Annotated in this window: 10 protein-coding genes; 4 read left to right on the top strand and 6 right to left on the bottom strand. The window is 54.6% G+C overall.

Translation table 11 applies throughout. The annotated features are described in order from the left end of the window. The first annotated feature begins 281 nt into the window (after nt 1–281). The 3 genes from malE (at nt 282) to malG (ending at nt 4,043) form a co-directional block, all read left to right on the top strand. On the top strand, nt 282–1,472 hold the full coding sequence (gene malE, locus AC0XWG_RS05625; protein ID WP_032666867.1) for a maltose/maltodextrin ABC transporter substrate-binding protein MalE: 1,191 nt from the start codon (nt 282–284) through the stop codon (nt 1,470–1,472). Nucleotides 1,473–1,593: 121 nt separating this feature from the next. Beyond that, nucleotides 1,594–3,138, top strand: a complete 1,545-nt coding sequence (gene malF, locus AC0XWG_RS05630) for a maltose ABC transporter permease MalF (protein ID WP_475680441.1) — start codon at nt 1,594–1,596, stop codon at nt 3,136–3,138. Nucleotides 3,139–3,152: 14 nt separating this feature from the next. Beyond that, a complete protein-coding gene (gene malG / locus AC0XWG_RS05635) occupies nt 3,153–4,043 on the top strand; it encodes a maltose ABC transporter permease MalG (protein ID WP_014830272.1) in 891 nt (296 codons plus the stop codon). Between the two features lie 97 nt (nt 4,044–4,140). Here the strand turns inward: malG and psiE are convergent, their stop codons facing one another. From psiE to pgi, 6 genes are all read right to left on the bottom strand, one after another. Beyond that, on the bottom strand, nt 4,141–4,551 hold the full coding sequence (gene psiE / locus AC0XWG_RS05640; RefSeq protein WP_000202963.1) for a phosphate-starvation-inducible protein PsiE: 411 nt from the start codon (nt 4,549–4,551) through the stop codon (nt 4,141–4,143). A gap of 122 nt (nt 4,552–4,673) precedes the next feature. Beyond that, the gene (locus tag AC0XWG_RS05645; protein WP_049007752.1) at nt 4,674–6,770 is read right to left on the bottom strand and encodes a YjbH domain-containing protein; all 2,097 of its coding nucleotides are present in this window, start codon (nt 6,768–6,770) and stop codon (nt 4,674–4,676) included. Beyond that, nucleotides 6,770–7,507 (bottom strand): capsule biosynthesis GfcC family protein, encoded by a 738-nt coding sequence (locus AC0XWG_RS05650; protein ID WP_049007753.1) that lies wholly within the window; start codon nt 7,505–7,507, stop codon nt 6,770–6,772. The genes AC0XWG_RS05645 and AC0XWG_RS05650 overlap by 1 nt, the downstream gene beginning before the upstream one ends. After that, nucleotides 7,504–8,142, bottom strand: coding sequence for a YjbF family lipoprotein (locus AC0XWG_RS05655; protein ID WP_475680442.1), 639 nt, complete (start codon nt 8,140–8,142; stop codon nt 7,504–7,506). The genes AC0XWG_RS05650 and AC0XWG_RS05655 overlap by 4 nt, the downstream gene beginning before the upstream one ends. Before the next feature lie 62 nt (nt 8,143–8,204). Further along, on the bottom strand, nt 8,205–8,447 hold the full coding sequence (gene yjbE, locus AC0XWG_RS05660; protein ID WP_475680443.1) for an exopolysaccharide production protein YjbE: 243 nt from the start codon (nt 8,445–8,447) through the stop codon (nt 8,205–8,207). Nucleotides 8,448–8,813: 366 nt separating this feature from the next. Further along, complete coding sequence (gene pgi / locus AC0XWG_RS05665; RefSeq protein WP_108089384.1) at nt 8,814–10,463, bottom strand: glucose-6-phosphate isomerase; 1,650 nt, start codon at nt 10,461–10,463, stop codon at nt 8,814–8,816. 375 nt (nt 10,464–10,838) lie between these two features. Here pgi and lysC point away from each other — a divergent pair, with 375 nt between their 5' ends. After that, nucleotides 10,839–12,188 carry a lysine-sensitive aspartokinase 3 gene (gene lysC / locus AC0XWG_RS05670; RefSeq protein WP_134708598.1) on the top strand — a complete coding sequence of 450 codons (1,350 nt, stop codon included), beginning with the start codon at nt 10,839–10,841 and terminating at the stop codon, nt 12,186–12,188. The last annotated feature ends 4 nt before the right edge of the window (nt 12,189–12,192 follow it).

Genomic DNA, 12,192 nt, shown 5'->3' on the forward strand with positions numbered 1-12,192 from the left:
CCCCAGCTTTTTTATGGGGGAGGAGGCGGGAGGATGAGAGAGCAGGCTCTGCGACCGCGGCTGGAGGGCTGAGGCGAAATTCGTGAAGCCACCTGCAAAATTCAGTGTGTTTTTATGTGCGCCAGCACTCATAACTTAAATTTATGCAACGAAGATCACACAAACCGGGGGTGGGGCGTAGGAGTTGGGAGGATGGAAAGAGGATGTCAAATAAGGAGACTGAGTCACGTTGAACCACCTCATTGTATCCACGAGCACATCACCAAAAAAGGATGGCAGATATGAAGATCAAGACTGGCGCACGTGTTTTCGCATTGTCCGCCCTTGCAGCAATGATGATTTCCGCACCGGCTCTCGCCAAAATTGAAGAAGGTAAGCTGGTAATCTGGATTAACGGCGATAAGGGCTATAACGGCCTGGCCGAAGTGGGTAAAAAATTCGAGAAAGACACCGGTATCAAAGTGACCGTAGAACACCCGGATAAGCTGGAAGAGAAATTCCCACAGGTTGCAGCAACCGGTGACGGCCCGGACATCATCTTCTGGGCGCATGACCGTTTCGGTGGCTACGCGCAGTCGGGTCTGCTGGCAGAAGTCACGCCGGACAAAGCCTTCCAGGACAAACTGTTCCCGTTCACCTGGGACGCCGTTCGCTATAACGGCAAGCTGATCGCTTACCCAATCGCGGTTGAAGCCCTTTCTCTGATTTACAACAAAGACCTGGTACCTAACCCACCGAAAACCTGGGAAGAGATCCCGAAACTGGATAAAGAGCTGAAAGCGAAAGGTAAGAGCGCGCTGATGTTCAACCTGCAAGAACCATACTTCACCTGGCCGCTGATTGCTGCGGACGGCGGTTACGCGTTCAAGTTTGAAAACGGCAAGTATGACGTGAAAGACGTGGGCGTGGACAACGCTGGCGCGAAAGCGGGTCTGACCTTCCTGGTTGACCTCATCAAGAACAAACATATGAACGCGGATACCGATTACTCCATCGCGGAAGCGGCGTTCAACAAAGGCGAAACCGCGATGACCATCAACGGTCCGTGGGCCTGGACCAACATCGACAAGAGCAAAATCAACTACGGCGTGACGCTGCTGCCAACCTTCAAAGGCAAGCCGTCTAAACCATTCGTTGGTGTGCTGAGCGCAGGTATCAACGCAGCAAGCCCGAACAAAGAGCTGGCGAAAGAGTTCCTCGAAAACTACCTGCTGACCGATCAGGGTCTGGATGAAGTGAACAAGGACAAACCGCTGGGTGCCGTTGCGCTGAAATCCTTCCAGGATCATCTGGCAAAAGACCCACGTATTGCGGCCACCATGGATAACGCTCAGAAAGGCGAAATTATGCCGAACATCCCGCAAATGGCAGCGTTCTGGTACGCCACCCGTACTGCGGTCATCAATGCGGCAAGCGGTCGTCAGACTGTTGATGCCGCGCTGAAAGATGCGCAGGGTCGTATTACTAAGTAAGTCTGAAAAACGGCGGGTGGCGCATGCGCTTACCCGCCCTACGACTACGGCACGATCCGTAGGTCAGGTAAGCGCAGCGCCACCTGACGATAAGTTTCCACCGTTGTAGAGGAAGAACCCCATGGATGTCATTAAAAAGAAACGCTGGTGGCAAAGCGACGCGCTGAAATGGTCAGTGATGGGTCTGCTGTGTCTGCTGGTGGGTTACCTTGTTGTTTTAATGTACGTACAAGGGGAATATCTGTTTGCCATCATGACGCTGATTTTAAGCTCTGCTGGCCTGTATATTTTCGCCAACCGTAAAGCCTATGCCTGGCGTTATGTTTATCCAGGCGTCGCCGGGATGGGGCTGTTTGTTCTCTTCCCGCTGATTTGTACTATTGCCATTGCGTTCACCAACTACAGCAGCACCAACCAGCTGGCGCAAGAACGCGCAACGCAGGTGCTTCTGGATCGCTCCTATCAGGCAGGCAAGACCTTTAATTTCGGTCTGTATCCTGCGGGGAACGAGTGGAAGTTAGCGCTTACTGACGAAGCAAGCAGCAAATACTATGTTTCCGACGCGTTCAAATTTGGCGGCGAGCAGAAGCTGGCCTTAAAAGAGGCCGCAGCGCTGCCGGAAGGCGAACGTGCCAACCTGCGCGTCATTACCCAAAACCGTCAGGCACTGACCCAGCTCACCGCCGTACTGCCAGACGAAAGCAAAGTGACCATGAGCTCACTGCGCCAGTTCTCCGGCACGCAGCCACTCTACACGCTGGCGGATGACGGCACGCTGACCAACAACCAGAGCGGCGTGAAATATCGTCCGAACAACGCCATTGGTTTCTATCAGTCCATTACAGCCGATGGCAAATGGGGTGATGACAAGCTCAGCCCTGGCTATACCGTCACCATTGGCTGGGACAACTTTACCCGCGTGTTTACCGACGAAGGTATTCAGAAACCGTTCTTCGCCATCTTCGTCTGGACGGTGGTCTTCTCGGTTCTGACCGTGATCCTGACCGTGGCTGTGGGCATGGTTCTGGCCTGTCTCGTGCAGTGGGAAGCCCTGAAAGGCAAAGCGATTTATCGCGTACTGCTGATTCTGCCGTATGCCGTACCGTCGTTTATTTCGATTCTGATTTTCAAAGGGCTGTTTAACCAGAGCTTCGGTGAAATCAACATGATGCTGAGCGCGCTGTTTGGTATCAAACCGGCCTGGTTCAGCGACCCGACGACTGCCCGTTCGATGATTATCATCGTCAATACCTGGCTGGGCTATCCGTACATGATGATCCTGTGCATGGGGCTGTTGAAGGCGATCCCGGACGATCTGTACGAAGCCTCGGCGATGGACGGAGCGGGTCCGTTCCAGAACTTCTTTAAGATTACGCTGCCACTGCTCATTAAGCCGCTGACGCCGCTGATGATTGCCAGCTTCGCCTTCAACTTTAACAACTTTGTGCTGATTCAACTGTTGACCAACGGCGGCCCTGACCGTCTTGGCACCACCACGCCAGCGGGCTATACCGACCTGCTCGTGAGCTACACCTACCGTATTGCTTTCGAAGGCGGCGGTGGTCAGGACTTCGGTCTGGCGGCGGCGATTGCCACCCTGATCTTCCTGCTGGTTGGCGCTCTGGCGATTGTGAACCTGAAAGCCACACGAATGAAATTTGACTAAGGAGGGCATCGATCATGGCTATGGTACAACCCAAATCTCAGAAACTGCGCCTCCTGGCGACGCATTTAGGCCTGCTGATTTTCATCGCGGCGATCATGTTCCCGCTACTGATGGTCATCGCCATCTCCCTGCGTTCGGGTAACTTCGCCACCGGGAGCCTGATCCCGGATGAAATCTCCTGGGAGCACTGGAAGCTCGCGCTGGGCTTCAGCGTGGAACACGCAGATGGTCGCGTCACACCGCCGCCGTTCCCGGTGCTGTTATGGCTGTGGAACTCGGTGAAAATCGCCGGGATCACCGCGATAGGTATCGTGACGCTCTCCACCACGTGTGCGTACGCTTTTGCCCGTATGAAGTTCCCGGGCAAGGCCTCGCTGCTGAAAGGGATGCTGATTTTCCAGATGTTCCCGGCGGTACTGTCGCTGGTCGCGTTGTATGCCTTGTTTGACCGTCTGGGCCAGTACGTGCCGTTTATCGGCCTGAACACCCACGGTGGCGTAATCTTCGCCTATCTTGGCGGTATCGCACTGCATGTGTGGACCATCAAAGGCTATTTCGAAACCATCGACGGCTCGCTGGAAGAAGCTGCGGCACTGGATGGTGCAACCCCGTGGCAGGCGTTCCGTCTGGTGCTGCTGCCGCTGTCGGTGCCTATCCTGGCGGTGGTGTTTATCCTGTCGTTTATCGCCGCCATCACCGAAGTGCCCGTCGCTTCTCTGTTACTGCGTGATGTGAATAGCTACACCCTGGCCGTCGGTATGCAGCAATACCTCAACCCGCAAAACTACCTGTGGGGCGACTTTGCCGCGGCGGCCGTGCTCTCCGCCATCCCGATTACCGTGGTATTCCTGCTGGCGCAGCGCTGGCTGGTGAATGGCCTGACGGCGGGCGGTGTGAAAGGTTAAGTTTCATTTTGTTATGCCACTGCAACCCTCAACTTTAGACGTATTGTATTGACCCAACTTGTGACTGTTATTAGGCGGCCTCCGGGCCGCCATTTTTTTATTCGCGTTTCAGCCGCTTCGAGTTACACAGCCAGAGGGTGATTACCAGCAGCAGGATCGCCGCCGAGTAGATCAGCACGTCGAGCGGGGATTTATGATCGACGATGATCAGCCGCACTATCGCGGTGATCCCAATGTAGACGAAATAACGCAGCGGGAAGTGAAAGCCGGACTGAAAGTACTTCACAATCAGGGCGATAAATTCAAAGTAGAGAAAGTAGACCACCAGTCCTTCTACCAGCGCATATTTGCTGGTTTGCTCGGGGGCGAACAGCACATCCGCCAGATGCACCGTCTCTTTACCCAAAAAGACGACCAGTATCAGTCCAAGGCTCAACAGACCGAGGTTCAGCACGGTCTGGAGGATAGTTGAGATAAACTCAACGCGCGGGCGAGTCAGGGATGTCATACAGCACCTCATTCTCCGGGGCGAGGTTCCTGTATAACGCAAAAATGTGACGGAGATCTATATTTTTTGTTTATATTTCGTGCGATCGCCCGGTGGTGAAGTACCACCGGGCTGGTCAGGCATCAGCGGAAGTTAATGTTTTTATCGCTGGTCATATCATACAGCTGGAACTTACGCCCAAGCTGCTGGCCACCGTCGCGCGTCAGCGGCGTCCAGCCAATCGCCGCACGGCTGCGAGTTGGGCCTGACGAGAACAGATCCAGCGGAATCGACACGTATACGCCTTTGGTGAAGTCCCCTTCCCCGTATTCGTCCGGGGAGACGTTGGTGATGGTGGCATAACCGCCCACCACGACGCCGCTGTCAAAGTGTTTGGATATATCGAGTGTGCCGCCCTTATCACCCGCCAGGTACTGGCCGACGCTGGCTTTCACCAGCACGTCAGGGGCAAACGACGGCGTCCAGTAGGCGGTCAGATGACCGGTTTTGACGCTATAGTCAGTGAACTTCATCATGTCCTGGGCGCTGCGCCAGTCACGCTGTTTGACGTAGTTGGCATCAATCCCGAACGCCCAGTTGCTGTCGACAGGACGATAAAGCACTTCTGCCCCAGCGCCGCCAAACATGGTTTCCAGATATCCGCCGTACACCTGGCCGTAGAAGCCGTTGCCGAAGTACTGGAAGTAGTTGGCCTGCAGGTTGTTCACATAGACATTATTCTGCACGTACTCACGCACGCGGGTGCGCACGCGCGGCAGCGTCGAGTCATTTGGCGGATTGGTGTAGTTGAACTTGTCGTAGTTGTTAGCAATGTTGCCAAACAGGCTACCGGTGGTCAGCAGGTGGTCGGTGAGCCACAGATCCGCTGTCGCCATCGCGCCCAGCTGATACATGTAGAAGTTCTCTGGCCCGCCGACGGACTGATTCAGCACCGGATCGATATGGAAATCGAAGCGCGACTTGTCGATATACCAGCCCTGCTCGGTGGTATCTGGCACGATCGGCTCTACGCGTTTTTGCACCAGCTCGGTTTCATGCCCGAGCGGTTCACCTTCCAGATGGCGCTTGAGGCTGGCGACGTCCGTTTCCGTCGTCACCTGCGGCAGGTTGAGACGGTTCTCCGTCACGCGGATCGTGCGGATCCCATCCGGGAGATCGTTCATGACGATCCGGTTGGCGCGCTCGATCCCTTCACGTGAGTCGCGGTATTTCACCTGCTCGCCGGTAACGTACAGCGTATCGCCTTTTACCTGAATTTTCGGATCCGCCAGACCCGCATTATATTTCAGCAACGTCAGCTGGTTTGCCACCACCGAGTGCTGCAGGATGGCGTCCTGCGGCTCCGGCTGGTATGCAGGCCGTGCGTTATCGTTGTAGTGCGGGCGCATGTCGTTGAAGTTAGTGCGCAGCGTGAAGCCAAACATGAAGGTATTGCCACGCTCGTAGCTGAGGTTAACGTCGGCCCAATCGGTGACGCGATAAATGGCGCCGACGTTAAACTTGCTCTTCTGTTCAATCTTGCCAGCGAAATCCTGCGAGTAGTCATTCCCTTCATACTCCAGCTTCAGGCGCAGCGGCTGCCAGGGTGTCTGGTATTCGACGCCACCAAACAGCGACGCCGGTCCGTGGAACATCTGGTCGCCGTTGATCGAACCCGCTTTCTGGTAACTATTATCGCGGTAGCAATATTTATCGCTGTAGGAGCAAAACGGGTTTTTGACGTTGCCGCTGGTACCGAGATAACCCCAGCCCAGACCGAGTGAGAAATCAAATGGTCCCCAGGCTTTACTGGCAACGATGTATTCCGCATCAAACAGACCGGTACCGCCGATATCTTTTGCGCCGACGGAGACCTGCGGCATCCAGTAACTCTCTTCCCACAGACGTACTTTGAGGTCGAAGGCTTTATCTTTGTAGGTCTGATCGCCGGAGAACGCCTCTACGCTGCTGTACTGTTTCGTACGCACGTCGGTATAGCGCAGCGTGGTTTCAAGCCACGGAAACAGTTGCACCGACGCGGAGTAGTAGCGGTATTGATCGTTATCGCGATAGTTAAGGCTCAACTCACCCTCACGCGCCATACGTGCGGTGGGCGTTTGCAGTAAACCGACGCCACCGAAGTCTGACTGGGACGGGCCAATAGGTGCCGGATACGTTTCTGCATGGCAGGCGGCACTCACACAAAGTGCCAGCATGCTGTAGAGATAGGTTCTTTTCATTATTCCGGAATCCGCTGTATCAGGGAGCGAAGGATATCGGCGTTAAGTCCGTCATACCCCTTCGTCCAGAAATGGTCGGCAAAACCGACAAAAATGATGCTGCCAGGCATAGGTTCGATATGGCGTTTGTTCCAGTAGGCCACTGGCGCTTTTTGTGTGTGCCCGTCAGGGTAAACCACCCAGGCGTAGCTGTTATCCGCACCGCTTAACAGGCTCTGCTCGTCGAGATAGCTCGCCACGTCACGACCGGGTGTAAAGGGCTTTTTCCCGGGGTGGCTGATAAGACCAAAGACGGTGATGGTTGAGGGTTGTGCAGGCAGCCAGAGCGTGTATTCCCCTTCCAGAGCCGGGTTACCGTTCTCCGACACGCGCACGTCATCCGGATCGAGGTTCACCGGCAGCCGACCGGTGATTTTCAGGGCCTGAACCTGCTGGCGAACGCTGTTAATCGCCGCCGCATCGTCACCCTCTTCCTGCTCCGCTAATCCCGTCAGCCTGGCGAGGAGCGCCTTGTATTGTTGTTCCGCTTCAGCGGTTTTCTGGCGTTCAGCGATCACCGCGCCAGGCCACCAGCTGTTCGCCAGTCTGGGCTGGCCGACGAGATCGAACAGATGCCCGGCGTTGGTCAGTGTTTTGGGCTGCGTGCTGTCCGGGATATAGACCTTCACCGTTCCGGCAGACCAGGCAAGCGGCGCGGCAAAACTGGCGATCAGCGCCACGCGAATAAGTGTTTTCATGATTTCGCGGCCTTGATAAGCGTAGTTTTGACCGGGAAGAATCCGGCTCCGAGATACTGCAGGGACTGACGGATTTGTCCGTCATCGTCGACCCAGAAACGGTTATGCCACGTGGCCTGGTCGGTGATCACTTCTTCATCGAGCACGCGAACCTGGGTTGTGTCACTTCCCACGCTGACACTGTCCGTCCCCTCCCAACGGAAGGTGGAGCGTGCGGTGGCGTAACGCACCTGTTTATGCTCGGTCCAGCCCATCGTGCGCGTCCAGCTTGCGCCGTCGGTGATCTGGTTGGGTTTGATAAGCGGGTCAGCAGCGATATTGTTCACCTCAAGCAGGTTGTCTCCGCCCAACAGGGTTTTCACGAGACGTCCATGCTGCGTCACGATGGTGGCCTGATCCTGCGTCACCCATTTCTGCTGCCCGTTTTCATCGAAAGCGAGCACCACAAACAGTTGCGGGCCATCGTTTAACTGCATGTACTGGCTGGCATACGGCATGTTCTGAAGTTCATCATCGGTCAGATGTACACCCGGTGTGCCGAACATGCTGTCCCACAGTGAGTTCCCCAGCCCTTTGGTGGTGGCTGAGCACGCCTGCAAGAGCAGGCAAATCATGATGATTGCAGGTCGCTTCACGACTCTTCTCCGAAGGGCGAAATAACCACACCGAAGTGTGGTTATGATTAAAACACCCGGAATTATCGGGTGCTGGTCGTTGTGGTGGTCGTGGTTCCGGTATTGGAGCCATCACCGCCACCGGTTGCCGCCAGCGCGACACCCACGGCTGAACTTACGGTGCTGACGCTGGCTGCGGTAGAACTTCCCGCAGACGCAGACGTCGCAGCCGACCCTGCCGCTTCCCCGACCTGAACCGGAGCTGCATAGACAGATGTCGCCGCAAGCGCAGATATGGCAAAAATGCCATACAGTACTTTTTTCATAACAATTTCCCTTCAATGAATGAATGGAGATTTGCCCGATAAGAATTTCAGGCGGAATCGAGTATACACAACTACTGCCGTGGGATTGCCGTAAGGGGAAATAGGGGTAGGGTTTTCGGAATAATGGTTAAAATGGAAATAGAATAAAAATAAAATAAATATATAACCAATTAAAATCAATAGGTTATAATATATACATATTAACAACTTAGTGCGTATTTTCTTAAAATAAACCGCAGCAATTAACGGGTTAAGCGTCTTTTTCGGATTAAACTCAGAACCAGAATTTGAGTTAAATAACAGACATCAGGAATTATCCGATAAAAAAATGCCGGCATATCGCCGGCATTTTTCATGACATTTTAATTACGCACGCCATGCTTTATAACGGTTAATCAAACCATTTGTCGAGCTGTCATGGCTGGCAATCGCTTTATCGTCACCCAGCTCTGGCAGGATACGGTTTGCCAGCTGTTTGCCCAGCTCAACGCCCCACTGGTCAAAGGTGAAGATGTTCAGGATCGCGCCCTGCGTGAAGATTTTGTGCTCGTACAGGGCAATCAGCGCCCCCAGGCTGAACGGCGTGATTTCGCGCAGCAGGATGGAGTTGGTTGGACGGTTGCCTTCGAACACTTTGAACGGCACAACGTGATCCAGGGTTGCCGGATCTTTACCCTGGTCACGGTATTCCTGCTCTACCACCTCGCGGGATTTACCAAATGCCAGCGCTTCAGTCTGGGCGAAGAAGTTAGACAGCAACTTCGGATGGTGGTCGGACAGTGGGTTATGGGTGATAGCCGGGGCGATGAAATCGCACGGTACCATTTTGGTGCCCTGGTGAATCAGCTGGTAGAACGCGTGCTGACCGTTCGTGCCCGGCTCACCCCAGATGATTGGACCGGTCTGGTAATCCACGGCGTTGCCGTTACGGTCAACGTATTTACCGTTAGATTCCATGTTACCCTGCTGGAAGTAGGCCGCGAAACGGTGCATGTACTGATCGTATGGCAGGATCGCTTCGGTTTCAGCGCCGAAGAAGTTGTTGTACCAGATACCAATCAGCGCCAGCAGCACAGGCAGGTTTTTCTCTGGTGCGGTGCTGGAGAAGTGTTTATCCATCGCGTGTGCGCCTGAGAGCAGCTCAACGAAGTTGTCGAAGCCGACAGACAGGATGATGGACAGACCGATTGCAGACCACAGAGAGTAACGGCCGCCCACCCAGTCCCAGAACTCAAACATGTTCGCGGTATCAATCCCGAACTCGCCAACTGCCTTGCCGTTGGTGGACAGCGCCGCGAAGTGTTTCGCCACGTGCTTGTTGTCGCCTGCAGTCTTCAGGAACCAGTCGCGCGCGCTGTGGGCGTTGGTCATGGTTTCCTGAGTGGTGAAGGTTTTAGATGCGACCAGGAACAGAGTGGTTTCCGGGTTCACGTTCTTTAGCACTTCGGCGATGTGGGTACCATCGACGTTAGAGACAAAGTGCATGTTGAGGTGGTTTTTATATGGACGCAGCGCTTCGGTCACCATGAATGGACCGAGATCAGAACCGCCGATACCGATGTTAACCACGTCGGTGATGGCTTTGCCGGTGTAGCCTTTCCAGCTACCAGAGATGATCGCTTCGGAGAAGGCTTTCATCTTTTCCAGCACCGCGTTCACTTCCGGCATTACATCTTTGCCGTCAACGATGATTGGCGTATTGCTACGGTTACGCAGCGCCACGTGCAGCACGGCACGGTCTTCGGTGCGGTTGATCTTCTCACCGGAGAACATGGATTTGATGGCGTCAGCAAGCTGCGTCTCTTTTGCCAGATCCTGCAGTTTCGCCAGCGTCTCTTCGGTAATGCGGTTTTTGGAGAAATCCACCAGCATCAGGTCATCAAAGGTCGCGGAGAATTTGTTGAAACGATCGGCATCTTTCGCGAACAGCTCCGCGATAGTGACGTCTTTCATTTCATCAAAATGTTTTTGTAGTGCCTGCCAGGCAGCGGTCTGCGTTGGGTTGATGTTTTTCATTAGCAATACTCTTCTGATTTGAGAATTGTGACTGCGGTCGATTGTAGCGCCTGCAAATAAAAATTGTGATGGTTTTTATGCCATTGCCCTGGCCTGCATCAAACGCAGGTGAAAAGACCCGAAAAGTATAGCTGCTGGAGAGCGCTCCTGCGGCGGCGAAATGTCGGTCAAAACCGGGTAAAATGAAGCATAAAATATGGCCCTGTTATAAGTCCTGTTTCTCAGGGGTACCCCCCCATGAAAAATCCGCATAATCCCGGCATTGACAGGACCTCCCCCGCATTTTATTTATAGGGCCGTATTTTGCGCCTGCACCTGTTTTCGTTTCATTCTTGTGCCAAGGTCGCTTTATTCATTCCCTGACACGAGGTTGTTATGACGAGTTTTGTGGTCGCCAAATTTGGCGGCACCAGTGTGGCCGATTACGATGCCATGAACCGCAGCGCCGATGTGGTGCTAGCCGATCCGAATACCCGCCTGGTGGTGCTTTCTGCCTCTGCTGGCGTGACGAACCTGCTGGTTTCTCTGTCTGAAGGACTGGAAGCGACCGAGCGTTTCGTTAAGCTGGATGCACTGCGCAAAATTCAGTTCGACATCCTTGAACGTCTGCAGAACCCGAATGTCATCCGCGAAGAAGTGGAACGCCTGCTGGAAAATATCACCACGCTGGCAGAAGCGGCTTCTCTGGCCACCTCCACCGCCCTGACCGACGAGCTGGTCAGCCACGGCGAGCTGATGTCCACCCTGCTGTTTGTGGAAATCATGCGCGAGCGTAACATTCAGGCGCAGTGGTTTGACGTGCGCAAAGTGATGCGTACCAGCGATCGCTTTGGCCGCGCCGAGCCGGACGTTGAAGCGCTGGCGGAGCTGACCAACCAGCAGCTGGCTCCCCGTCTGGCAGATGGTATTGTGATCACCCAGGGCTTTATCGGCAGCGAATCTAAAGGCCGTACCACCACGCTTGGCCGTGGCGGCAGCGACTACACCGCCGCACTGTTGGGCGAAGCCCTGCATGCAACGCGCGTGGATATCTGGACTGACGTTCCGGGCATTTACACCACCGACCCGCGCGTTGTTTCTGCGGCGAAACGTATTGATGTGATCGCCTTTGAAGAAGCGGCTGAAATGGCCACCTTCGGTGCGAAAGTGCTGCATCCGGCAACCCTTTTGCCAGCCGTACGTAGCGATATTCCGGTCTTCGTCGGCTCCAGTAAAGATCCGAAAGCGGGCGGGACGCTGGTCTGCAAGAAAACGGAAAATCCACCACTGTTCCGCGCGTTAGCCCTGCGCCGTCGCCAGACGCTGGTCACCCTGCACAGCCACAATATGCTGCACTCCCGTGGCTTCCTGGCGGAAGTGTTTGGCATTCTGGCGCGCCATAACATCTCTGTAGACTTGATCACCACCTCCGAAGTGAGCATCGCGCTGACGCTGGACACCACCGGTTCCACCTCCACTGGTGACACCCTGCTGACGCAGTCACTGCTGATTGAGCTTTCTGAACTGTGCCGCGTGGAAGTAGAAGAAAATCTGGCGCTGGTTGCCATCATCGGAAACAAGCTGTCGCGTGCCTGCGGCGTAGGGAAAGAGGTCTTCGGCGTACTCGACCCGTTCAACATCCGCATGATTTGTTACGGTGCATCCAGCTATAACCTCTGCTTCCTGGTCCCTGCCGATCAGGCGGAGCAGGTGGTGCAGAAACTTCATCAGAATTTGTTTGAATAAAATT

Source organism: Enterobacter sp. DVT3837 (genome assembly GCF_056238685.1).